The organism is Nocardia sp. NPDC055053, assembly GCF_053608285.1.
This window is the reverse complement of sequence record NZ_JBSGVD010000004.1, coordinates 81,706-107,525: the sequence shown is the minus strand read 5'-3', so window position 1 is coordinate 107,525 and position 25,820 is coordinate 81,706. Positions and strand designations below refer to the sequence as shown.

The following is a 25,820-nucleotide window of genomic DNA, read 5'->3' as shown; positions in this document are numbered from 1 at the left end:
CCGCACCTACCAGCGTGTCTATCGCCGAGCGAACATCTCCCGCAGGGCGTCGGCGATGGTGCGCAGGGCCTGATCGTCGGTCATTCGCCAGTGGGTCGCGTCGACGGGGTGATTGTCGACCGATCCCGTGACGGCTGTGGTCCAGGACGAGGCGCCGGTGGTTCCCGTCGGATCGTCCTGGGCCGCGGTGAAATAGGTGATGTCGCCGTCGAACGGGCGGGGCCGGTAGGCGGCGTCGAGGGCGACCGAGTCGATCGCCGCGTCCACGATCCGTTCGAGCCGCGCCGGGTCCAGGGAGACCTGCGGTGCGGACTGCTCGCACAGCTCCCTGGCGAACTGGCGCAGATCGAGCGAGGCGTCGATGTCCTGGTCGGCGGCGCGGTCGCCGGCGAAACCGCCGAGCAGATCGGCCGCGGTGACCGTGGTCGCGACACCGGTCGACGCGACGGTCAGCCTGCTGTCCAGCATGGCCAGCACGGCGACCTGTTCGCCCTCGTCCTGCAGTTGCACCGCCATGGCGTGGGCGAGCACCCCGCCGAGGGACCAGCCGAGCAGGTGATACGGCCCCTCGGCCTGGACTTCGCGGATCTGCTTGACGTAGAGCTTGGCCCATTCCTCGATCGAATCCGGCAGCGGCTCTGCCGAACTCAATGCCGGTGACTGCAGACCGTAGAGCGGGCGGTCCGGCTCGAGATGGGCGGCGAGCCCGCTGAACGACCACGCGACACCGCCGATGGGGTGGACGCAGAACAGCGGTTCGCGGGTCCCGGCGGTGCGCAACGGCAGCAGCACGTCGAACGCCGCGTCGGTGCCCGCGCTGTCGGCACCGCCCGCGCGCAGCGCCGCGACGATGCCGGCGGGTGTCGGCGTGGTGAAGATCCAGGTGACCGGGATCGGCGCGGCGACCGCCTCGCTCAACTGTGCGGCCAGGCGGGTGGCGCTGAGGGAGGTGCCGCCGAGTTCGAAGAAGTGGTCGGCCAAGCCGACACGATCCAGGTGCAGGACATCGGCGAACATGTCGCACACGGTCCGCTCGATCGCGGTCTCGGGCTCGCGGAAGGTGCGGGTGGCGAGTTCGGGCGCGGGCAGGGCGGCGCGGTCGAGTTTGCCGACATGGGTGAGCGGGACCTGGTCGAGGACCATGATCGTGGCAGGCACCATGTGCGAGGGCAAGGCCTGAGCCACCCGGTCGACGAGCTCGTCGACGACGATCTCCCGGCCCGGAGCGGCGACCACATAGGACACCAGCACCGTGGCGCCCGCCTGGTTCTCCCTGCCCACGGTGACGGCGAAACCGACATCGTGGTGTCCGGCGAGGACCGCGTCGATCTCCCCGAGTTCGATCCGGAAGCCACGGATCTTCAGCTGGAAGTCGGTGCGCCCGCGGTACTCGAGTTCCCCGTCGGCATTCCACGCCGCCAGGTCACCCGTGCGATACAGGCGTGCACCGGAGCGGAAGGGATTGGCCACGAAGCGTTCTGCCGTGAGGTCGGGGCGGCCGAGGTACCCGGAGGCCAGCTGGGTGCCTGCGAGGTACAGCTCGCCCGGCACACCGGCGGGCACCGGCCGCAACCGCGAATCCAGCACGTAGACCTGACTGTTCCAGACCGGTTTGCCGATCGGGATCTCGCCGGCGTCCGCGGCGCGGACCCGATGGCTGGTGATCGAGACGGCGGCCTCGGTCGGCCCGTACACGTTGAACAGCGCGGTGCCCGGCGCCGCGGCCTCGAACCGGCGGGCCAGCGCCACCGGCAGTGTTTCGCCGATGGCCAGCACGCGGCGCAGCGAGGTCGGCAGCGCCACGGTCAGCAGGGCGTCGAGCATCGAAGGCACGGCGTGCAGGGTGGTCACGTTTTCTCGCCGCATCAGCTCGGCGAGGTAGGCCGGATCGCGATGGCCCTCGGGCGCGGCGATCACCAGGCGTCCACCGCACACCGCCGTCGACCAGAATTCCCACACCGACAGGTCGAAGGTCGCGGCCGTCTTCAGCAGCACGGCATCGGACGCGGTGAGCCCGAATTCCTTGGTCTTCCAGCGCAACTGGTTCACGATCGCGCTGTGGGACACCGCCACACCCTTCGGGCGGCCGGTCGATCCCGAGGTGAAGATGACGTAGGCCGTATTCGCGGGGCGCAGCGGCGCGAGGCGGTCGAGGTCGGTGAGCGGGGCGGCGCTGTGGTGTGACAGTTCGAGCTGCTCGACGGACAGGACCGGGGTTGCGGCTGCCGTGAACCCGGTGTCGGCGTTGGTGAGTACGAGCACGGGCGCCGCGGTGTCGAGGATGTACTGCGAGCGCGCCGCCGGTTGGGCGGGGTCGATCGGTACGTAGGCGCCGCCCGCGGTGCTGACCGCGTACATCGCGACGACCAGATCCACCGATCGCCGCATGGCCAGCGCCACCCGGGACTCCGGTCCCACACCCGCCGTGACGAGGTACCGCGCCAGACGGTTCACGCGGGCATCGAGTTCGGCGTAGGTCCAGCGCGCACCGTCGGCCACGAGCGCGACCGCATCCGGCGTGGCAGCCACGGTGGTGGACAGCAGCGAGGCGAGGGTCGCGTCCGGATTCGTCTGTCGCGCAGTGCGATTCCAAGTGTCGAGGATCCGGGCTCGCTCGGCCGGGGCGAGCAGACCGATCGTGTGGACGGGGGCGCCGGGGGCGGCCAGGATTGCGTCGGCGAACCTGGTGAGCCGGTCGAGGAAGCCGCGGACGGTGGAAGCGTCGAACAGGTCGGTGGCGAAGGTGCAGTAGCCGCTGATCCCGGCCGGGGAGCCGTCGGTGTCGTAGCGGTCGGCCAGGATCAGGTGCAGATCGAACTGCGACAGCTCACGGTCCAGTTCCACCGACGAGACGCTGATGCCGGGCAGGTCCATCCGCACCTCGGCCAGATTCTGGAACGACAGGCCGACTTGGAACAGGGGGTGCCTGGCGGTGGAGCGGGCGGGGTTGAGCACCTCCACCAGGCGCTCGAACGGGACGTCGGCGTTGGCGAATGCCTGTAGGTCGATTTCGCGCTGGCGGGTCAGCAGCTCGGCGAAGCTCGCGTCGCCGTCGACCTGGGTGCGGAAGACCAGCGTGTTGACGAACATGCCGATCAGATCATCGAGTTCGGCCTCACCACGTCCGGCGACGGGCGTGCCGATGGCGATGTCGGTGGTGCCCGACAGTCCGGCCAGGACGACCGCCAGCGCGGTGTGCACGGCCATGAACAGGGTCGCCCCGTGCACCCGGGCCAGCTCGACGAGGGCGGCGTGGGTGGCGGCGTCGATGGTCAGCGGCACCCGGCCGCCGGCGTAGGACTGGATCGGCGGTCGCGGCCGGTCCCTGGGGAGCTCGAGCTGATCGGGCAGACCGGCCAGTGCCTGCTGCCAGTAGGCGATCTGGCTCGCGGACATCGAGGCGGGATCGGCTTCGTCACCGAGTAGTGCTTGCTGCCAGACGGCGTAGTCGGCGTACTGCAGGGCCAGCGGTTCCCAGGCGGGTGCCGTGCCCTGTACGCGGGCGCTGTAGGCCGTCACGAGGTCGCGGGTGAGCGGGCCGCCGGAGAAACCGTCACCGGCGATGTGGTGGACCGTCATGGCCAGGACGAAGTCCTGCGGTGCGAGCTCGAACAGGGTGGCCCGCAACGGCACCTCGCCGGTGACATCGAAGACCGTCGAAACCAGGTGCGCGACGGCTGTTTCCACGTCGTCGGCCGTGCCTGCTTGCAACCGGGGCACGTCGGGGTGGTCCGGCGGCAGGACGACCTGCACCGGTGTGTGGTCGACGACCGGATACACCGTGCGCAGGATCTCGTGTCGCGTGACGACATCGGTGAACGCTTGTCGCAGCGCGGCAGTGTCGAGCGCACCGGTCAGCCGCAGCACGACGGGAATGTTGTAGGCGGCGGTGCGGGTGTCGAACCGGTTCAGGAACCACATGCGCTGCTGCGCGGGCGAGAGCGGGAGCCGATCCGGTCGCGACGGCGCCCGCAGGGCGGGGCGGCGGGCTGTGCGGGTCAGCCGGACGATTTCCCTGGCGCACTCGGCGACGGTGGGTGCCGCGAACAACACGCGCACCGGCACCCTGAGGTCGACGGCGGCGCCGAGCCGCGCGGTCAACCGGGTGGCGAGCAGCGAATTGCCGCCGCGGTCGAAGAAGTTGTCGTCGGCGCCGACACGTTCGGTGCCGAGCACCTCGGCGAAGACCTCGGCGACCGTCCGTTCCAGCTCGGTCGACGGCTCCCGGTAGGGGCGGGCAGCGAAGATCGGTGCGGGGAGGGCTTTGCGGTCGAGTTTGCCTGCCGAGGACAGTGGGATCCGGTCCAGCACGACCACTGCCGCCGGGACCATGTGCGCGGGCAGCATCGACGACGACCACCGTGTCACCGCACCGGGATCGATATCGCGGCCGGTCACATACGACACCAGCACGGTGTCACCGGCCGGGTTCTGCGCACCGACGGTGACCGCGAAACCGACCTGCGGGTGCCGCGAGAGAACAGCGTCGATTTCGCCCGGCTCGATCCGGAAACCCCGGATCTTGACCTGGAAATCGGTCCGCCCCAGGTACTCCAGCTCGTAGGAGCCTGCCGCGGCGGCACGGACCCACCGGACCTGATCGCCGGTGCGGTACATGCGCTCGCCCGGTGCACCCCAGGGGTCGGCGACGAACCGGTCGGCGGTCGCGGCGCTGCGCCCGCGATACCCGCGCGCGAGGGCGGGACCCGCCAGATACAGCTCGCCGGTGGTGCCGACGGGCACCGGATGCAACCGGCCGTCCAGGACGACGGCCCGCATCCCCGGCACGGGGCGGCCGATCGAAATACGTTGTCCGGCACGCAAAGTCGCGTAGGTCGCGCCGATGGTCGCCTCGGTCGGGCCGTAGCCGTTGAGGAAGTAGCGGCCGGGCTGCCAGGTGGCCAGGAGCTCGGCGGTGGTGGCCTCGCCGCCCGCGGAGACGCACACCAGGTCCGGCAGGCCGGCCGGGTCGAGGGTGCCAAGCAGCGCGGGGGTGATGATCGTGTGGGTCACCCGTTCGGTGCGCAGCAGGTCGTCCAGTTCGGCGCCGCCGACGGTGTCGGGCGGGGCGATGACCAGGGTGGCGCCGCGGTGGAAGGCGGTGCCGATCTCCTCGATCGATTGGTCGAAGCTGGGCGAGCACACGTGCAGCATCCGGTGGTCGTGCCGCAGCCCCATCAGGTTCGCCGAGTGCGCGATCAGCGCGCCGAGTCCGGCGTGGGTGACCGAGACACCCTTGGGCACACCGGTGGAACCGGAGGTGTAGATCACGTATGCCGCATGGTCGCGGCGCAACGAGGCCCGGCGGTCCCGGTTGCGCACCGGGGTCGACGCCCGGGTGTCGATGCGCGAACGAACGGCCGGGTCGTCGAGGACCAGCCAGCGCACCGATCCGGCGAGGCCGTGCTCGCGAGCGGCCACGGTGATGCCGATCGTCGCACCGGAGTCGTCGAGCATGTGCCGGACCCGGTCGGCGGGATAGTTCGGGTCGACCGGCAGGTACACCCCGCCCGCTTTCGCGACTGCCCAGAACGCGAGGATCGACTCGTAGCTGCGGGGAATCGCCGAAGCGACCACGGTTTCCGGGCCGACACCGTCGGCGATCAGGACCCGCGCCACACGGGAAGACGCCTCGTCGAGCTCGCCATAGCTGACGGTTCTTCCGTTGTCGCGGACCGCGATGCGGTGCTGTCCGTAGCCGGTACCGCGGACCAGGAGCTCGGGCAGTGTCCCGGTCGCCGGCGGCGCCGCGCCGTCACCGATCCGGGTCAGGAACGCCGATTCTGTCTGGTTCGACAGCGGCAGATCACCGACCGGTGTCTCGGGTCGCCGTGCGACCGCGCTGAGCAGGCGGACGAGACGCTGACCGAAGGTGACGGCCGCGTGATCGTCGAAGAGTGTTCGCGCGAAGGATATCTCGACGGTCATGCCTGCGTCGCCGTCGAGCACCGCCACGGTGAGGTCGGCGCCGTCGGTCGGCAGGTCGCCGACGACGAGGGACACCTGTCCCAGCGACCCCTGCTCGGCACCGAGCAGGATGGCCAGGTCGGCGAGGGGGATACCGGCGTGGGCCAGGCCCTCGGACTCGGCGCGGTGAGCCGGTGCGAGCAGGTCGACGAACCGGGTGGACGGGTCCACCTGGGTACGCAGTACCAAGTCGGTGCCGCGGGGCGTCGTCCCGCCGATCACGATGTCGCCGGTGCCGGTCAGCCGCGCGAGCAGCACGGCCAGCGTGGTGCGCACCAGCGCCGACCAGGTCACGCCGGAGGATTCGGTGAGCAGTCGCAGGTCACGGTGCACCGCCGACGGGATCGGCAGCTGGGCGCTGCCGCGCTCGTCCGGCTGCTTGTCCTCGTGATGGCGATCTATGGGGAGCGCGAGCCTGCCGGGCAGGTCGGCCAGTGTCCGACGCCAGTAACTCGATTGGGTGATCGGGTCGGTCGCGGCACAGCGGAGCTGGTGCGCGACGGCCGTCGCGGTGGTGTCCGGGGTGGCGATCAGGGCATCGAGGACCGTGCGGAGCCGGTCGGTGACGGCCTGCGCGGTCGCATCGGCGACAAGATCGCGGCGGTACTTGATCTGCACCTGGGTGCGGGCGCCGAGGAACACCAGGATCGTGATCGGGTAGTGGGTGTGGTCGGCGCCGCGCAGGTCGTCGACGCTCAGGTCGTCGAGTGCGGCGCCCGCCTGCCGGAGACCGTCCACGTCGACGGGGAAGGACTCGAAAGCGAGCATGGTGTCGAACAATTCACCGAGCCCCGCGACCCGCTGGATCGCACCCAACCCGAGATGGTGGTGATCCAGCAGCGACGCCTGCTCGGCCTGCACCGCACGGATCAGCGCACCGACCGTGCCGGTGGCATCGACGCGAACCCGCACCGGGACCGCGTCCACGAACAGGCCGATCATGTCGCCGACACCGTCGAGATGCGGTGGCCGGCCGGACACGGTGGCGCCGAACACGACATCGTCGCTGCCGGTACTCGCGGCGACGACCAGACCCCACGCCGTCTGGAACACGGTATTCGGCGTCACCTCGGCAGCGGCGGCGAACGCGGTCAGCTCGCCGGTGCGGTCGGCGTCGAGCTCGAACTCGCACAGACCGAAACCGTCACCGGAGGCGAGCGGCCACGTCAATTCCGGTGCGAGCACGGTCGGGCGCACCCCGTCCAGCACCTCGGACCACGCACGCTCCGCGGCCGCACGGTCCTGGCGGGTCAGCCATGCGAGGTAGTCGCGGTAGGGCCGCACCGGCGGCAACACCGCCGCGTCACCGTCGGTGGCGTACAGGACGAGCAGTTCCTTCATCAACAACGGCATGGACCAGCCGTCGAGCAGGATGTGATGCCCGGTCAGGACGAGATGGCTACGCCCGGACCCGGTGGCGTACACCGTGAATCGCAGCAGGGGCGCGATCGCCGGATCGAAACCCGCCTGCTGATCGGCGGCCAGCAGGGCGGGCAGATCGGTGCCGGCGACATCGCCGACGATCCGCAACGGCGCCTCGATCGAGTCCGCCACCAGCTGCACCGGTGTCCCGTCGGGCGCGGTGACGAACGCGGAGCGCAGGTTGGCGTGCCGGGCCAGGACAGTCCTGGCCGCGCGGCGCAGCCGGTCGATGTCCAGCTCGCCGGTCAGGTCGGCGACGAGCTGGATGACGTAGGCGTGCACCGACTCGTCGAGCAGTTCGCCCAGGGCCAGCAGGGAGTGCTGCAGCGGAGACAGCGGCAGCACGTCCGCCAGTCCGGGGTAGCCGCGGCGCCAGGTGTCGAGGTCGGTCTGCGACACCCGCACCAGCGGAACATCGGAGGGGGTGAGCCCGCCCGCATCCGGGTGCCGGGTGTGCTCGGCGAGTGCCGCGAGGTGGTGCGTCCACTCGCCGGCCAGCTCCCGTACCGCGGCCTCGTCGAGAATGCCGGTGGCGTAGCGGAAGCTCGCCTGGAGTCGCAGACCGGACTCGGTGTTGACGGCGATGGCATTGATGTCGAGGACGGCGTTCGCGGGCAGGGCGGGGTCGTAGTCGACGTCGATGTCGCCGAGCTCGGCGGTGGGCAGCCAGGCGGCGTCACCCGAGGGTTGGGATGCCGTGGTCGCGCGGCCCAGGTAGTTGAAGCCGATCTGACCGATGTCGCCGGTCAGCTGGCTCTCGGTGGCCGGATTGTGGCGTAGGAGGCCGAAACCGATGCCGTTGTCGGGCACCGCCAGCAACTGTTCCTTGACCGTCCGCACTGTCGCGGCGAGCCCGTCGCCATCGATGCCGGTGGCGACGATGCCGGACAGGTCGAGGACAACAGGGTAGACGCTGGTGAACCAGCCGACCGTCCGCGTCAGATCGGCGCCGGGGACGGCGTCTTCCGCGCGCCCGTGCCCTTCGAGCCGGATGCGGAGGGTGGCGGCGTCGACGCCGCGCCGGGAACGCCAGTCGCGCACGGCCAGGGCCAGGGCGGCGAGCAGGGCGTGGTCGGCGCCCGCCCGGTACTGGGCGGGCAGGGTCGTGAGCAGCGACTCGGTGACCTCCACCGGTACCTGCACGGTGATCGACCGCATGGTCGACTCGGTATCGAGCGCGCCGTCCACCGCGCGTTCGCCGAGCAGCGGATCCGGAGTGGACAAGACCTGCCGCCAGTAGCCGAGTTCGGCGGTGCGGTCCGCCGCCACCAGACCGTGCGCCCAGCGACGGAACGAGGTGCCGACAGGCGGCAGCGAGATCTCTTGTCCCGCAGCGTATTGCGCCCAGGCGACAACCAGGTCGGGGAGCAGGATCCGCCAGGACACACCGTCGATGACGTAGTGGTGGGCGGCCACCGCGAGCACATCGCGTGCGCCGTGCCTGCGCACCCAGGTGAACGCGATCATCCGCGTGTCCGCGGGATCGAGCGCCGACAGCGCGGAATCCATGGCGGCGCTACCGATCCGGGTCAGCTCGGTACCGTCCGCGTCGGCCGCGTCGAGTTCGGACACCAGCGAATTCGCGTCGACGGCGTCGGCAGGCAACACCTCGAGCCGCCACCGGTCACCATCGTGTCGCAGGCGGGAACGCAGCATGTCGTGGTGACGCAGCACCGCGGCGACAATGGCGACCAGACCGGCCCGATCGATGTCCTCGGGCAGCGCCAGGACCATCGTCTGAGCGAACCGGTCGCTGGATCCGCCGGTCAGGACCTCGGCCAGCACCGGCGTCAGCGCCACCTCACCGACGCCACCGCCCGGCAACTCCGCCAGCATCGGCGCGGAAGGACTGTCGAGCGCGGCGATCCCGGCCAGCTTCGCCACGGTGCGGTGCTCGAACACCTCGCGCGTCGTGAAGACGATGCCCGCCGCCCTGGCGAGCGAGACCAGCTGGATCGACAGAATACTGTCGCCACCGATCGCGAAGAACGAATCGTGTACGCCGACCGACGGCACGCCGAGTACGCGGGCGAACAGGTCGGCCAGGCGCGTCTCCAGTTCCCCCCTCGGTTCACTGGCCGCCGCGGTCACGGCGACGGGTTCCGGTAGCGCCTTGCGGTCGAGCTTGCCGTTGGAGGTCAGCGGCATCGCGTCGAGTACCACGATCGCCGAGGGCACCAGGTGGGCGGGCAGGCATTGCGTGGCGTATTCGGTGAGCGTGACCGGATCGGCCGTACGGTCCTGTGCGGCAACGACATAGGACACGAGGGTCGTCGACCCGGATGCCGTCGTCCGGCCCACCGTCACCGCGGATTCGACGTCCGCGTGGCCGGCGAGCACGGCATCGACTTCACCGGGCTCGATGCGGAACCCGCGTACTTTGAGCTGGGTGTCGGCGCGACCCACATAGTCGAGCTCGCCATTGCGCAGGCGCACCAGGTCACCCGTGCGATACATCCGCGCCCCGGAAACACCCCAGGGATCGGCGACGAATCGGGACGCGGTCATACCAGGCTGGTTTCGGTAGCCGCGGGCCAGCGCGTTCCCGGCCAGATACAGCTCCCCGGTGACACCCGGCGCGACCGGGTTCAACCGGGCGTCCAGCACCATCGCCGACGTCGACTGCACCGGAGCGCCGATCGTGACGCGATGTCCCGCAACGAGTTCGGCGTAGGAAGAGATGATCGTGGTCTCGGTGGGGCCGTAGCCGTTGAGGTAGCGGCGGCCCGGCTGCCATTTCGCCAGCAGCTCGGGCGTGGTCACATCACCGCCGACCGACACGAGCTCGAGCTGGTCCAGTCCGGCCGGATCCAGCGTGCCGAGCACGGCGGGCGTGATGATCGCGTGCGTGACGGACTCGCCGGCCAGGATCTCGGCGAGCTCGACGCCACCGACGATCTCGGCGGGCACGACAACCAGCGTCGCCCCGGTGGCGAACGCGCACAGCCACTCGAGCACCGACGGGTCGAAGCAGGGCGAGCAGATGTGCAGGAAACGGTGATCCGACGTGAGCCGGTAGCGGCGGACCGCCTCCTCCACGAGATCGCCCAAACCTGAGTGGGTCACCGCGACACCCTTGGGCAGACCCGTGGAGCCCGAGGTGTAGATGACATAGGCGGGGTGCTGCACCCGCAGCGGCGCGAGACGATCCGCATCGGTGACGGGTGTGGCGGCGTGCGTGGCACAGGCCGCCGCGACTGCCGGGTCGTCGAGCGTCAGCCAATCCACGCCATCGGGCAGACGGTCCACATGCTCGATCGCGGTGATACCGACCGCGGCTCCCGAATCAGCGACCAGATGCCCGAGACGCTGCGCGGGATAGCCGGGGTCCATCGGCACATGGATGCCACCGGCCTTCGCGACCGCCAGCGCGGCGACAACCATGTCCGAAGATCTCGGTAAGGCAACGGCGACAGCGACTTCCGGGCCGACACCACGGGCGATCAGCTCGCGTGCCAGCCGCGACGTCCGCGCGTCCAGTTCGCCATAGGTGATCGAGCGGCCGCGGTGCCGGATCGCGATCCGATCCCGGCCCAACCCGACACCACGCGACACCAGGTCAGGGAACAACGCGGCAGGTTCAGGGCAGGCGGGCCGCGCGGTCAGAGCCGCCAACTCACCGGCACTGAGCATCGTGAGCTCACCGACCACCGCGTGTGGCTGTGCCGTCACGGCCATCAGCAGCCGCAGTAGCCGGTCGGCGAAAATCGAGACCGTGTTCCGGTCTAACAGCGCACCGGCGAAGGCGAACTCGGCGTCGAGGCCGCCCTCCGCGTTCGTGTGCCAGCTCAGCACGAGATCGGACTGCGCAGGCACCGGCCGCGCCTCGGGCACCAGCATGACCCGCACGTCCGGTGCGCTCAGGGCCGTCAGTTCCGCCGACGACAACCCCGGTCGAGCGAAGGTTTGCCGGGCGACCTCGGTGGCGTCGGCGAGTAATTCGTCGAAGCGCGCGCCGCCCGGCACCGGTAGTCGGAGCACCAGGGTCCGCGTATCCGGCGCCTGCGGGCACGGGGTGCCGATCGCGATGTCCTGGCTGCCGGACAGCCGCGCGAGCAGGACCGCGAAGGCCGCATGGACGACGGAGAACACCGCGGTGTCGTGCGCATCGGCGACCTCACCCAGCCGCCGGTGCAGCGCGGCCGACATCGCGAAGCCGACACGCTCGTCGGCCGTCACCGGCAAGATGGGACGCGGACGGTCAGCCGGAAGGTTCAATTCCGCGGGCAGATCCGCGAGCACGGCACGCCAGTACGCGGTCCGCGCGAGCGGGTCATCGCGCTGGGCCAGGGTGTCGAGGAGCTCTGCGACAGCGCGGTCCGGCGTCTCGACGATCGCATCGAGGATCACGCGTAATCGCTGGGCCAACGCTCGCGCGATATCGTCGCCGATCGTGTCGAGGCGATACTGCACGCCGACCCGGATACCGTCGCCCACCTCGACCCCGACCGCCACCGGATAGTGCGTGGCGTTGGCGGCCTGGACGTCGACGATCTCCAATCCGTCGATCGCCCCGTGCGCACGCCGCATCCCCTCGGTGTCGACCGGGTACGACTCATACGCCATCAGCGTGTCGAACAGCTCACCCGCACCCGCGGCCCGCTGGATATCGGTCAGCCCCAGATGGTGACCGTCGAGCAGCGCGACCTGCTCGGACTGCAATCGCGACAGCAGCGCGCGCAGCGACGCGCCGCCGTCGAACCGGACTCGCACCGGGACGGTGTTCGCGAAAAGACCGACCATCCCGTCGATGCCGTCGAGCTGCGGCGGCCGCCCCGACACCACAGCGCCGAACAGCACGTCATCGCGACCGACCGCCCCGGCCAGTACAAGCCCCCACGCCGCCTGGAACAGCGTGTTGACCGTGACATCGCAGACCGCCGCGCACGTCGTCAGAACCTCGGTCTCGGCCGATGACAGCTCCAGGGTGGACATCCCGTAACCGGTCGCGTGCTCGGCAGGGGGCGCGACCGCGGCCGTCAACACAGTGGGCTCGTGCCCGGACAAGGCCTCGCACCAACCCGCCAACGCGGCGGAACGATCCTGACCGTCCAGCCACGCGAGATAGTCACGGTAAGGCCGGACCCGCGGCAGCATCGCCGGCCCGCCGTCGGTCGCGTAGCAGATCAGCAGTTCCCGCATCAGCAACGGCATCGACCAGCCGTCCACCAGCAGATGGTGGGCGGTCAGCACCAGATGCATGCCGTCGTCAGCGCGGCGATACACGGTGAACCGGAGCAGCGGCGCCGTCGACAGGTCGAAACCGATCCGCGCCTCCGCCGCCAGGAATGCCTCGGCATCGGCCTCGGTGGTGTCGACGATCCGCCACGGCACCGTCACACCCTCGGCGACGAAACCGACCGGCGTACCCGTCGCCGCGGAACCGAACGACGTGCGCAGGATCGCGTGCCGGTCGAGAACGGCCTGCGCCGCCCGCCGCAAGCGATCGATATCCACCGCGCCCGCCAGCTCGACAGCCAACTGGACCAGATACGGATCCGCGGGCGAGACCTGCGCGAGGAACAACAAGCCGAGCTGCAACGGCGCCAACGGCAGCACATCACTCAACCCGGGCCGCTCACGCTGCCACAGGTCCAGTTCCGCCTGGGTGACCCGCACCAGCGGAACATCGGCGGGGGACAGGCCACCGGCCGCCGGATCACGCAGATGATCAGCCAGAACCGTCAGCGCCGCCGTCCAGCAGTCGGCCAGCTCCCGCACCGACGCCTCGTCGATGATCCCCGACGCGTAGGAGAACGACGCCCGCAACTCCACACCCGCGTCGGTGCCGGTGGCCAGTGCGTTGATATCCACCACGGCGGCCGCGGGCAGCGCGGAATCCTGCGCCGCCGCGGGCTCACCCCAGTCGGCGGTCGGCAGCCACCCGGCATCGGCGAACGTCTCCGCCACCTCACCCGCCGACACCCGACCCAGGTAATTGAAGCCGACCTGGCCGAGCGCACCACCCAGCGCTGCCGCGGACTCGCTGTCCAGATGCCGCAGCATGCCGAAACCGACGCCCTTGTGCGGCACCGCCAGCAGCTGCTCCTTGATCGCCTTGACCACCGCGGCGGTAGCCTCGCCACCGCGCCACGCGGCCTCGGCATCGATACCGCTCAGATCGAGAGCCACCGGATACATGCTGGTGAACCAGCCGACCGTCCGCGTCAGATCCGCGCCGTCGACCACCGACGTCTCACGGCCATGACCCTCCAGACGCACCCGCGTCGCCGGCGCATCGACCCCACGGCGGTCCCGCCACAGACGCACCGCCAGCGCCAGCGCGGCCAGCAACCCGTCCTCGGCGCCCGCGCGATACAACGTCGGCAACTCCGTCAGCACCGCCTGCGTGACATCGGCAGGCACCGTGACACTGACAGTCCGCACCGTGGGCGCGGTATCGACGGCAGCATCGAGCGGCCGGTCGCCGAGCAGCGGATCGGGGACAGCCAGCGTGCGCTGCCAGTGGTCGAGCTCCTCCCGGCGACCCGCCGCCGCCTCGGACAGCGCGTGCGACCACCGGCGGAACGAGGTCCCCACCGCAGGCAACACGATCGGCTGCCCCGCCGAGTACTGCGCCCACGCGGCAACCAAGTCCGACAACAGGATTCGCCAGGAAACACCGTCGATCACCGCGTGATTCGCCGTGACGACCAACCCGTCCTGACCGTCCTCCCGCGACAACCACCCGAAGGCGATCATCCGGGAGCCCTGCGGGTCCAGCGCGGCGAGCGCGGAATCCATCACAGCCTCGGCGATCTCGGCCAGCTCGCTGTCGCTCCGGCCCGCAGAGACATCAACGCGGATGAGTAGCCCGTTCACGTCCACAGCGCCCGGCGGCGACGTCTCCAGCAGCCACCGCCCGTCGACCTCCCGCAGACGAGCACGCAGCATGTCGTGATGATCGACCACCGCGGCAAGGGTGCTCAGCACCCCGTCACGGTCGATGCCGACGGGCAAGGCCAGCACCATCTGCTGACTGAACCGGCCGAAAACCCGCCCGCCCGCCAGCGAGGCAGCCAGCACCGGGGTCAGCGGAATCTCACCCACACCACCACCCGGCAACTCCGGCAGCGCAGGCGCCTGCTCGCCACCCAGCACCGCCACCCGCGCCAGCCCGGCGACGGTCCGCTGCGCGAACACATCCTGCGGAGTGAACGAGATGCCCGCCGCACGCGCCCGCGTCACCAGCTGAATGGACAGAATGCTGTCCCCGCCCGACGCGAAGAACGAATCCTCGGCACCGATCTGCTCCACACCAAGCACCTGGGCGAACAACTCCGCGATCCGGGTCTCGACCGGCCCTTCCGGGGCCCGCGACCCGACCGCACCGAACACCGGTGCGGGCAACGCAGCGCGATCGAGCTTTCCGTTGGGCGTCAGCGGGATCTCATCCAGCACCACGATGACGGTCGGCACCATATGACCGGGCAGAGACGTCCCGACGAAGCGAGCCACCTCCTCGGTATCGACCGAAACACCCTGGCGAGGCAGCACATACGACACCAGCACAGTCGCGCCGGAGTCCGCTGTCACTCCCATGGTGACGGCGTACTCCAGGTCCGGATGCGCGGTGAGCGCCGTATCGATCTCGCCGAGCTCGATACGGAACCCGCGGATCTTCACCTGGAAATCGGAACGACCGAGATACTCGAGCTCACCGCCCGACGTGCGGCGAACCAGGTCACCGGTCCGATACATCCGCGACCCCGCCGCACCGGCGAACGGCGCCGCCACGAACCGATCCGCGGTGAGCCCCGGCCTGCCCAGGTAACTCTGCGCGAGCGCGGGACCCGACAGATACAACTCACCCGCGACGCCCGCGGGGACCGGCCGCAACCGCGAATCCAGCACCATCGCACCGACTCCGGCAAAGGCCGAACCGATCGTGATGGGCTGTCCCGGCAGCAACTCGGCGCTGCCGGTCGCCAGGATGGTGGCCTCGGTCGGTCCGTACCCGTTGAAGAAGGCCCGGCCACCGACCGCCCACCGATCGACGAGGGCAGGGCCGAACGCGTCACCCGCGACGACGACAACCCGCAACGCGTCCAGCCCGTGCGCATCGACAGATTCCAGCGCCGCAGGGGTGATGAGCACGTGGGTCACCCGCTCGCGGCGCAACAGCACGGCCAGATCGGAACCGCCGAAGACCGTCGGGGGAGAGACCACCAGCGTGGCGCCGGAATTGAACGTCAGCAGCAGCTCGAGCACCGAGACATCGAAATTCGGCGAGCACACGTGCAGCACCCTGGCGTCCGCGTCGACCGAATAGCGCTCCCGCGCCGCCGCGACCAGGGCACCCAAACCGGTGTGGGTGACGACCACGCCCTTGGGGCGACCGGTCGACCCCGACGTGTAGATGACATAGGCCGGATGCTGATCGGTCAACGGACGCACCCGATCGACATACGAGATCGGGTGAGCGGGACGTCCCGCGATCCGATCCCGGTGCGGCGCGGCATCGATCTCGACCCACTCGATCCCGTCGCCCAGCGCCTGCCGGTGCGCCGAGCAGGTGAGGCCGAGCACCGCGCCGGAGTCGGCGACCAGGTAGGCGATCCGGTCCGCGGGCAGCGCCGGGTCGACCGGAACATAGGCGGCGCCGGTCTTGGCCACCGCCCACACCGCCAGCACCGACTCGATCGAACGGGTGAAACCCAGCGCGACGACATCGCCCGGACCGACCCCCCGGTCCAGCAGATCCCTGGCCAGCCGCGACGAGGACTCGTCGAGCTCGGTGTAGGTGAGCTCGCGCCGCTCTCCGCCGTCGGGGGAGAAAGTGATCGCGATGGCGTCGGCCGCGGTGTCGACGGCAGCGGTCAGCAGCTGCGAGAAGAGGGGAGTACTCGACTTGCGGTTGCCTCGACCTCGCGATGCACGACGCACTTCAACCATCCGAGTACAACATCCTTCACACGTCCGGCCCACATCTCTGCGATGACCCACGAACCCTGTCGGATTCTGGGCCTACCGGGTGGTGGACCAGTGTCGAACAAGCAAGAAGGAGTCGATATCGGGGCGTTCGGCGACCATGACACCACACGTCACGCTGTCACGACCACACAATCGGCGCCCGCACCGACGTCGAGTGCACTCTGGCGACAAAATTTGTGCGCATGGCACAATATCGCCGACGGTTTTTGTTCAACGGACGGAGCGCCACCCGTGGCGGCATACGGATCACTGGTGTGGGTCGGTCAGGCGCTGGGTCCACTGACCGTCTCGATCACCGACGACCTCATCCGGGTGACCGAGCAGATGATCCCGGTCACCGACATCGCCTTCGACCTCGCCGAGATGCGCGCCGCCAGCATCGCCGAGAACATCGCCCTCGTGCAGTACGTCCTGGCCAACAATATCGATCCGGCCACCGTCGCCCCACCCGCGGGCGCCGCGGCCTACGCCCAGCGCCTCGCCCGGCGCGGCGTCCCGCTGACCGTGCTCCTGCGCGCCTACGGGCTGGGGCAATACCGGCTGCTGGACGCGGCCATCGGCCTGGTCCTCGCCGTGCCGAGCACCGATCAGGCCGCCCGGATCGCGGAGCTGCTCAAATTCGCGGGCACCTACCTGGACCGCCTCAACTCCTCGATGGGCCGGATCTACGAGGCCGAACGCGATCGCTGGCTCAGCAGCCGCCAAGCAGCCCGCCAGCAGTGGATCACCCGGCTCCTCGACGGCGACGACGTCGACCTCCCCGCAGCCGAAGCAGCGCTGGGCTACCGCCTCGACCGACAGCACCTGGCGGCCGAGGTATGGACGCCGGCAGGCGCCGCAGGCGCGGACACCGTGCGCGTGCTCGAGCAGACACGCCAGCTGATCGCCGCGACCCTCCCCGGCGGCGGCACCGACATGGTCGCGACCACCGGCGACCGCGACATGCGGGTGTGGGTCCCCGCCGAAGTCTTCTCGCTCGACCGGCTCACCGACCAGATCAAGGCCTCCGGCCTGCCCGTGCGCGTCGCCTTCGGATCCGTCGGCGGGGGAGTACCGGGATTCCGGCGCACGGCCCGCAGCGCGGCGCGAGCGAAGGCACTGGCCGTGGCCGCCGGGCAGGCCGCGCCCGCCGTCATCGATTTCGACGCGGTCGCCCCCTTCGCGCTCCTGGCCGACGAGCCGGAGGAACTCGCCGATCTCGTCCACCGCGTCCTCGGACCGCTGGCGGTCGACAACGCGAAGACCGAACTACTGCGTCACACCCTGGAAGTGTTCCTCGCCGAAAGCGGCAGTTACTCGCGCACCGCCCGGGTACTCCAAGTCCATCGCAACACCGTCCAATACCGGATCCAGCAACTCACCGGCCGGTACGGAATCGCTGTGGACACAGACAACTTCGAGCTCCGCTTCGCCCTCGGGGTGTGCCGCTGGTACCGGCACGTGCTCACCCCGCCGATCTGAGTCCGCGCGGTTTGTGCCCACCGCACAGACTCACAGTCGACGAAGCCCGCGCAGGACCTGCAGGAAGGGAACCGACGCACCCAGACCTGTCCGCAAGCTCGGATGCATCGGACTCAAATTCATGGCCACCGCGTAGCGCACACCGTGATCACGGCGCTCGGCCATCTGCTCCAGAATCTCGGCGGGCGTGCCGACGACGAAGATCTCGCGTACCAGCGACGGCGGCACCAGCTTTGCGTAGGCGAGCGCGGTTTCCTCGTCGATGGTCTGGGGGAGTATGTCCTGGAGACCACTGAACGTCGGACCGAGCGGATGCTCGACGCCATGCCGCCTCCACATACCGGCCGACGCGGCCAGCGACATCGCTCGCGGCGCCACAGATCCGATCAACTCGTCGACTTCGGCCTGACTTCGGCCGACCAGCATCCAGAAGTAGGCAGCCGGAACGATCGCCGCCGGGTCACGTCCGGCATCCGACGCGGCGCTCCGCACGAGATCGAGCTTTTCCGCGTACTCCTTCGGCAGGTGCGGAAAGGCGGGGCACCAGGCATCGCCATACCGCCCGGTGGCCCGCAACATCCGAGGCCCGTGCGCACCGATCCAGATCTCGGGCCGCGTCCCCTTGTACGGCGGAACGTCGAAGACGGCATCGTGCAGAGGGAAGTACTCCGACTCCCGGCTGACCGGTTCTCCGCCGGAATCCCACAGCAACCGGATCGTGGCCACCGCTTCCACGAACCGGGCCACCGGCTTCGACCACTCCACCCCGTACGGCTCGTTTCCCTCGCGCTCACCCGGACCGATCCCGAGAATCGCGCGCCCACGGCTCAGCAAGTGCAGTGATGCCGCCGCCTGCGCGGTCACCGCCGGATTCCGGCGGCCTGCGTCGGTGACCGCGACACCGAGCCGCTTACGGGCGACACGATTCCGAGCAGCGAGGTAGCCGAGCGCCGTCCACGGCTCATAAAAGGCGTTCGCCTTGTCCGCGAGCCGTGCACCGCCGACATACTTCGACTGCCAGATCGAAGCGGGAAAGGCCGCGATCAGATGATCCGGCATCCACAGCGAGTCGCAACCCGCGGCAATCGCGAGCATCTGACTATTCCGCAGCAAGAAGTCGGGGAGGAAGCGCGGCACCATTCCAGGGTCCGCCAAACCTGTACGAAACCCATGAGTCATACATTCATTGTGCGACGAAGTCGACCTGCTGGGGTAGATGCGCTGCGCACTCGGCCGTTACTTGACATAGTGTGCATTATCGGCGTTTGAACGCGGACGGTCGGGGTGAGGTTTTCGGAGATTGTTGCAGTGTGTGCCGAGTTGCAGTGCATGCCAATCGCTGTCGCGTCGGCGCCGTGACCGTGTTGCGTGCGCGACCATTCGTTGTTCACTGTCGATCGTCGGCGCTTCGGCGATGTTGCTGACGAATTCAGCGATCCTCGGCTCCGCGTCATAATTGATGACCATTCATGATGAATGTCCGTATTCGCCGGTTCCTGGGCCCGGAATGTGCACGAATTATCGGGCTCGAAGAATCGGAAGCGTGAGTTCGGCACTCCCCCTCCACTTCCCCAGCCCCGCTATTACGTCACTGTGACGTAATAGCGGGGCTGGGGGAAGCCGTTCAGTGCTGGATCAAACCGCCGACCGGAGTGGTCGTGATGTGACCGGTTGCCGGAAGGATCTGGGCCAGGGCCAGGCCATGATCGACAAGCGAGGCTCGGCGCAGAGAAGCCACCTCGTCGAGCGGAGTCCAGGTCGGCTCGACAGTCGCCCCGTTCAGTTCGGCTCGAAGCCGTCCGCCGGTGATGCGTAGGCGATAGAAGATTCCAACATTCTGATGCTCGACTCCCGCATGAGCCACGGCCGCGGGGATCACCCTCGAATCCACGCCGAGCAAGCGTTCGACCACCCCGTCGTAGCCGGTCTCTTCAGAGAGCTCCCGGGTCACCGCATCGTAGGGATCTTCCGTATGCTCGACACCACCGCCTGGCAGTGTCCATGTGCTCTTGCCGCATGCGGCCACATGACGGACGAGCAGCACCCGGTTCTGTTCGAGGCAGACGGCGTAGGCCGCGATTCTGAAACTCACCCACTGAACCTTAACCCCGCCGCCCGGGTTGCTCGGCGAGGCGGAATGTTGTCCGCATCAAGACACAACCAGGCAAGTTCGCCCTCGCTGGGGAAGGTCTCGATGCCGGGCGTGTGTCGGGTCAGCGGCGAAATCTGAGCGTCGAGGCGTCAGGCTCGGACGATATAGGGCGCGATCGAGCCGAGTTTTTCGCAGGTTTCCTCGAATTCACGCTCGGGGAGGGAGTCTGCGACGATGCCTGCACCCGCGCGCAGCCACGCTCCGCCGCCTTCCTGGTACACCGCGCGCAAGACTAGCGCGGCGTCGAGGGAGCCATCACCCGATATCCGCAGGACCGCACCGGAGTACAGCCCGCGCGGTTCGTCCATCCGCGAGATCGCGTCGAGTGATTCACGCTTGGGGATGCCGGAGGCGGTGACGGCGGGGAAGAGCGCTTCCAGTGCGTCCCAGCCGGTTCGGTCGTCCGCGAGTACGCCTCGAACGAGCGAGGCGAGATGTTGAACGCTCCCCCGTTCCCGGATTCCCATGAAGTCCTCGACGCAGACGGAATCGGGCGCGCAGATCGGGCGCATCTCCGCCACGGCGGTCCGCACCGATACTGCGTGTTCGTAGATCTCCTTCGGATCGGTTTGCAGTTCGGTGCGGGCGGCGGCATCGGCTCCCGCGCCGCGGCCGAATGCGCGTGTTCCGGCCAGTGGCTGTGTCGCGACCTTGCGGTGCTCGTCGACGGTGAGGATCACTTCGGGGCTGAAGCCGGCCGCCGAAGCACCGTCGAGCCGGAGCAGGAACGAGCGGGCAGGGGTATTCCCTCGGCGGCCGAGCTCGTAGGTGGCGGGCAGATCGACCGGGAAGGGTAGCGGCACCGATCTGGACAGGATCACCTTCTGATACTGGCCCTGTCGAATCTCCTTGACGGCCTGCGCGACCCGGCTCTGGTAGTCCGATGCCTCGGCACGGATGTCGATCTTGCAGGCCGAGTGATCACCCGGTAGTGCCGGGGTGGTGAGCAGTGTGCGGATCCGCTCTCTGTCGCCGGCCTCCACGCTGCGGATCGACACGCGTCGACCGTCCAGCCGGACCTCGGTGCGGGGGACGATGAGCCGTACCAGCGTGCCGCTGGGTGTTGCGGTGCCACGCTGCCGCAGGTGCGGGATGAGTTCCGCGAAGCCGAAATTGACCTGGCCGTAGGCGTGCCAGTCGCGAATCGGCATCTCGGCCAGAGCGGTGTGCAGCGCCTGTCCCGGTGATCCGGTCCACTCGTGGACGGACTCCTCGTCGCCCCATCGGCAGTAGATCCGCTGTGCGTCCATGGTGACGGTGGCCAGCCCGCCTGTGGCGAAACACCATTCTCCAGCGCTCTCGTACAGCACGTAGTCGTCGAGATCTGCGCGGGCAAGGCGAACCGCCGACGCGATGGGGTCGTGCCGGAACGCGAAGGATTCGAAGTCGTACTCGATCATCTGTGTGCCTCACTCCACAATTCGTCCGCGACGCCCTCCGTCGGCAGATCCGCGCCTGAGCCGCGACGGTCGAGGATCGATCGCAGAATCTCGCCTGCTCGTATCGCGGTGGCGGACAACAATGACGCGGTGATGCCGTGCGTGTGCTCGGTGCCGCCCTGCAGATACAGGCCGCCGATCGGATCGGGAAGCGCCAGCCGGTAGTCACGTTCGATCTGCCAGCGGCCTTGATCGTCCTTGCGGCATTGCTGCACCAACTCCCCCAGCAGCGGTCCCGGGTCGGCAGGCAGGTAGCCGGTCGAATACACGACGACGTCGGTTTCCAGAACGGTCTTCTCGCCGGTGGTCAAGGATTCGACGACCACTCGCGCTCCGTCGCCGGTGTCGACCACTTCGGTGATCCGCGATGCGTTGAAGATCCGCAGCCGGTGCTCTCCTTCGACCTTCTCCCGGTAGCAGCGGCGGTAGAGATCCTCGATCAGGTCGAGATCCACGACCGAGTAGTTGGTGTTCGCGTGATAGCCCATCAGTTGCCGCTTGATGTCCTCGGGCGCGCCGTAGAAGGCGTCGACGCCGTCGGGGTCGAAGATCCGGTTGGCGAACGGGCTGTCGTCCGACGGGCTGTAGCCGTAGCGCGCGAAGACCGAGCAGATGGTGGCGGCGGGGAACCGGTCGTGCAGGAAGGCGGTCACCTCGGCGGCGCTCTGCCCTGACCCGACGACCACGCACATGGCTGGGTCGGTCATTTCCTCGACGCGGTTCAGCAGTTGGTGGTTGTGCCAGATGTGGTCGGTGGGCGCGATCCCCTCGGGCAGGCGTGGCCGCAGGCCGGTGGCGAGTACGACATTGCGCGCGAGCAGTACCAGGCCGTCGGTGGTACGTACTTCGAACAGGTCGTCGACCGGTGTCACCGCGACGACCTCGCTGCTGTAGGAGACGAGGTGGTCGACGCCGGCGGCTGCCCACTCCAGGTAGTCGTGGAACTCGACCCGGAGGGGAAACAGGCGCTTGTGGTTGATGAAGTCGACCAGCCGTCCCCGCTCGTGCAGGTAGGCAAGAAAGCTGTACCTGCTCACCGGATTTCGCATGGTGACCAGGTCTTTCAGAAACGACACCTGCATCGTCGCATCCTCGATCAGCATCCCGCGATGCCACCCGAATCGGGGCTGGCGCTCGAGGAAGTGTGCCGAGACCGGCGCGTCGGATTCGGCGTTGTGCTCGGTGATCGCCAGGGCCAGCGCGAGATTCGAGGGGCCGAAGCCGACCCCTATCAGGTCATGGACCGGAGCATCGTGACATACCGGCATTTTTGTCCCATCCACTCGATGAAAACGCAAAGCCAGCCTAACCTAAGTTAGGTCAGGATTGGCTTATTACGTTGTCGGACATAGTGATCCGACATGAGGAGGACACATGCGAGTCGCGATGTTCGGGTACCAGACCTGGGGTCACCGCACCCTGAGAGCGCTGCTGGACGGAGGCCACGAGGTGGTACTCGTGGTGACACATCCCAAGAGCGAGCATGTCTACGAACGGATCTGGGCCGACTCGGTGGCGGATCTCGCGGTGGAGAACGGCCTTCCGGTCATCATCGCCAACCGGCCCGACGACGACATGGCGAGGGCGGTCAAGGAGGCGGAGCCCGACATCGTCGTCGCCAACAACTGGCGCACCTGGCTGCCCCCGGAGATCTTCACAGTGCCGCGATACGGGACCCTCAATGTGCACGACTCCCTCCTGCCCGCCTACGCGGGCTTCTCGCCGGTGATCTGGGCACTCATCAACGGGGAGGAGGAAGTCGGCGTCACCGCGCACATGATGAACGAGGATCTCGACGCGGGCGCCATCGTGCTGCGGCGCGCGGTGCCCGTCGGTCCACACGACACCGGCGCCGACCTGTTCCACAAGACCGTGGATCTCATCGAGCCGGTCGTGACCGAAGCCCTGGCGTTGATCGCCGCCGGCGAGGTCGAACCGACCGCGCAGGACCCCGATCAGGCCAGCTTCTTCCACAAGCGGTCGCTCGAGGACAGCCGGATCGACTGGACCTGGCCCGCCGAAGATATCGAGCGATTGGTGCGTGCCCAATCCGACCCCTACCCCAATGCCTTCACCCTGCACGAAGGCCGCCCGCTGCGAATCATCCGAGCCTCGGTCTCTCAGCGCGCCTACGGCGGAACACCCGGCCGCATCTTCATTCCGGAAGGCGAGGGCGTGGTGATCGTCGCCGGCGCGGACGCGCGACGTGGACGCAGCCGCGGGCTGGTCATCGAGCGCGTCCGCACCGAGGACGGCACCGAAATGGCCGCCCGTGAACACTTCCGCACGATGGGCGGCTACCTCGGCAGGTAGGCGTCAGCCCCCGGTCGACGGCTCGGACATGGCGACGGCGATCTGACGCGGTCCGGTGAACGGCTCACGTCCGTGCGCCGTCGCCATGTTGTCGATGATGAGCAGATCGTCACGCCGATAGTCGAATCGCGTCGACGCCTTGTGGTAGCAGTCCCGCAGGTGGCTGACGACCTCGTCGGGAATCGGTGCGCCGTCGCCGTAGTAGGTGTTGTTCGGCAGGCCGTCCCACCCGTAGATGTCGAGCAGCCCTTCGCGCACCGACGGGTCGAGGCTGCTCTCGTGGAAGAGCACGATGTGGTTGAACCACAACAGTTTCCCCGTGACCGGATGCGGGTGAACGACTTCCCGAACGGCCTTGGTGCGCAAGGAATTGTCCGCACGCCACTCGGGTTCGACGCTCCCCGCCCGGCACATCCGCTCCACCTCGCGGCGATCCTCGGTGCCGAACGCCGTCCACCAGCGCAGGCCGATGTCCTCACCGTAGTTGCGTACGACCATCCAGCGGCGGCGCTCGAACTCCTCCCGGACGGCCGGATCGATCAGGTCGTACACCAGCCTCGTCGAGGCCAGCGGCGTCGCCCCCTGGGTGTGCGGCGGCTCGACGCAGTGGAAGTACAGCGCCAGTGGCCAGACCGCCTGATAGGACATCTCGTTGTGGAGTGGAATCTCCGCGTGCTGTGGGTATTCGGTAGAGGTGTAGACGTTGCCCTTGATGCGTGTCCGCGGCGTGGACTGCTCGACGTAGGTCAGCAACTCCCCCGACAGGGTGCGCACACAGCGTTCGAACCCCTCGGTTCCGCCGATCTCGAATCCGCGCATCAGGACCGCCCCGTGCTGGGTGAGCCGGTCTCGGATCGCCACGCGTTCGGTCCGCAGCCGTTCGACCGCGGGACCCGCACCGTCGATGACGAAGGGTATTGCCGGTGATGCCGATGGCGTATCGATGGTCATCCATCCTCCAGAACCCTAAACATTTAGGTTAGCCTATGCTATTTTAACGCTCGGTTTGCGACCATTTCGACGAAAACCGTTGAATCCCTTACTGTCTGCCGCCGCGCCACCCCGCTGGGGACGCCCTTCGAAGGAGCACTCACCGATGATGAATCAGCAACCGGTATCGAAGCGGACCTGGAGCCGTCGCCAGTTCTTCGGGTTCGGCGCGGCGACCGTCGGGTCCGCGGCCCTGCTCGCGGCATGCGGCACCAGTGACGGCGCGGCCGGGAACAGTGCACTGCGGCCTGATGCGGCAGACTCCTTTCCGGTGACCGTCACCGACAAGTTCGGCCCCGTCACCATCGGCAAGGCCCCCGCGACCATCGCGTCCATCGGCCGTACCGACCACGATGTGCTCCTCGCCCTCGGCATCACCCCGGCCACGGTGTACCGGTTCGTCCCGACCATGACGCGCGGGGTGGGCGTCTGGGCCGAATCGAAACTCGGTTCGGCGAATCCGGCGATCCTGACCAACCCGATCAATCTCGAGCAGGTACTGGCCGCGCGGCCCGACCTCGTCCTCAACGTGCAGTCCGCCGGCGACGAGACCGAGTACCGCGCGCTGACCAAGATCGCGCCGACCGTCGGGCTGCCGCCCGGCACCGCGCCGAACACGGTGACCTGGCAGGACGCCACGCGCATCATCTCCACCGCGGTGGGACGAAAAGCGGACGGCGAGAAGCTGGTCGCCGACACCCAAGCCGGGCTCGACCAGGCGAAGGCCGCGAATCCGGCCTTCCATGGCAAGACCGTGTCGATCCTGCTCGGGAGTGCGCGGCAGCTGGGCGTGTACACCGTCAACGACACCAGGATGAAGATCGCCACCGCGCTGGGGCTGGTGCCCGCCCCCTATGTGGCCGGGCTGGACGCCTCGAAGTTCTTCATCGAGTTGTCCGCGGAACTGGTCAACCAGGCCGACGCCGATGTCGTTCTGGTGCTGACCCGCGAGGGTCTCAGTCGCGCCGACACGCTGGCGCAGTACCCGGCGCTGGCCGCGTCGCGGGCCGCGCAGGAGAATCGTCTTGTCGTCGTCGAGGACTTCAACATCTCGTTGGCGCTCGCCGCCGGTTCGGTGCTGAGTCTCCCCTATGCCGTGAACGGTCTGGTGCCGCTGCTCGCGAAGCGCTTCGCCTGATCGA

General features: G+C 68.6%; 9 protein-coding genes. 3 read left to right on the top strand and 6 right to left on the bottom strand.

Annotation, left to right across the window (positions count from 1 at the left end):
• Positions 1–18: 18 nt before the first annotated feature.
• Positions 19–16,284 (bottom strand): amino acid adenylation domain-containing protein, encoded by a 16,266-nt coding sequence (locus ACWF82_RS05660; RefSeq protein WP_452498326.1) that lies wholly within the window; start codon positions 16,282–16,284, stop codon positions 19–21.
• A 270-nt stretch (positions 16,285–16,554) separates the two neighbouring features.
• Here ACWF82_RS05660 and ACWF82_RS05655 point away from each other — a divergent pair, with 270 nt between their 5' ends.
• Positions 16,555–17,784, top strand: coding sequence for a PucR family transcriptional regulator (locus tag ACWF82_RS05655; protein ID WP_452498325.1), 1,230 nt, complete (start codon positions 16,555–16,557; stop codon positions 17,782–17,784).
• Positions 17,785–17,814: 30 nt separating this feature from the next.
• Here ACWF82_RS05655 and ACWF82_RS05650 read toward each other — a convergent pair whose 3' ends face one another.
• From ACWF82_RS05650 to ACWF82_RS05635, 4 genes are all read right to left on the bottom strand, one after another.
• Positions 17,815–18,963 carry an LLM class flavin-dependent oxidoreductase gene (locus ACWF82_RS05650; RefSeq protein ID WP_452498323.1) on the bottom strand — a complete coding sequence of 383 codons (1,149 nt, stop codon included), beginning with the start codon at positions 18,961–18,963 and terminating at the stop codon, positions 17,815–17,817.
• 445 nt (positions 18,964–19,408) lie between these two features.
• Positions 19,409–19,876, bottom strand: coding sequence for an NUDIX hydrolase (locus ACWF82_RS05645; RefSeq protein ID WP_452498321.1), 468 nt, complete (start codon positions 19,874–19,876; stop codon positions 19,409–19,411).
• 149 nt (positions 19,877–20,025) lie between these two features.
• A complete protein-coding gene (locus ACWF82_RS05640) occupies positions 20,026–21,336 on the bottom strand; it encodes a salicylate synthase (protein WP_452498319.1) in 1,311 nt (436 codons plus the stop codon).
• Positions 21,333–22,643, bottom strand: coding sequence for a lysine N(6)-hydroxylase/L-ornithine N(5)-oxygenase family protein (locus ACWF82_RS05635; RefSeq protein WP_452498317.1), 1,311 nt, complete (start codon positions 22,641–22,643; stop codon positions 21,333–21,335). Before ACWF82_RS05635 ends, ACWF82_RS05640 begins: the two co-directional genes overlap by 4 nt.
• A gap of 106 nt (positions 22,644–22,749) precedes the next feature.
• Here ACWF82_RS05635 and ACWF82_RS05630 point away from each other — a divergent pair, with 106 nt between their 5' ends.
• Positions 22,750–23,688: a methionyl-tRNA formyltransferase gene (locus tag ACWF82_RS05630; RefSeq protein ID WP_452498315.1), complete on the top strand. Its 939-nt coding sequence runs from the start codon at positions 22,750–22,752 to the stop codon at positions 23,686–23,688.
• Positions 23,689–23,691: 3 nt separating this feature from the next.
• Here ACWF82_RS05630 and ACWF82_RS05625 read toward each other — a convergent pair whose 3' ends face one another.
• Positions 23,692–24,639 (bottom strand): TauD/TfdA family dioxygenase, encoded by a 948-nt coding sequence (locus ACWF82_RS05625; protein ID WP_452498313.1) that lies wholly within the window; start codon positions 24,637–24,639, stop codon positions 23,692–23,694.
• 145 nt (positions 24,640–24,784) lie between these two features.
• Between ACWF82_RS05625 and ACWF82_RS05620 the strand changes: the two genes are divergently transcribed.
• Complete coding sequence (locus ACWF82_RS05620; protein ID WP_452498311.1) at positions 24,785–25,816, top strand: ABC transporter substrate-binding protein; 1,032 nt, start codon at positions 24,785–24,787, stop codon at positions 25,814–25,816.
• The last annotated feature ends 4 nt before the right edge of the window (positions 25,817–25,820 follow it).

Coding starts and splice junctions, on each gene's coding strand:
- ACWF82_RS05620 (WP_452498311.1), top strand. CDS start 24,785: ATGATGAATCAGCAACCGGTATCGAAGCGGACCTGGAGCCGTCGCCAG.
- ACWF82_RS05630 (WP_452498315.1), top strand. CDS start 22,750: ATGCGAGTCGCGATGTTCGGGTACCAGACCTGGGGTCACCGCACCCTG.
- ACWF82_RS05650 (WP_452498323.1), bottom strand. CDS start 18,963: ATGACTCATGGGTTTCGTACAGGTTTGGCGGACCCTGGAATGGTGCCG.
- ACWF82_RS05625 (WP_452498313.1), bottom strand. CDS start 24,639: ATGACCATCGATACGCCATCGGCATCACCGGCAATACCCTTCGTCATC.
- ACWF82_RS05640 (WP_452498319.1), bottom strand. CDS start 21,336: ATGATCGAGTACGACTTCGAATCCTTCGCGTTCCGGCACGACCCCATC.
- ACWF82_RS05660 (WP_452498326.1), bottom strand. CDS start 16,284: ATGGTTGAAGTGCGTCGTGCATCGCGAGGTCGAGGCAACCGCAAGTCG.
- ACWF82_RS05635 (WP_452498317.1), bottom strand. CDS start 22,643: ATGCCGGTATGTCACGATGCTCCGGTCCATGACCTGATAGGGGTCGGC.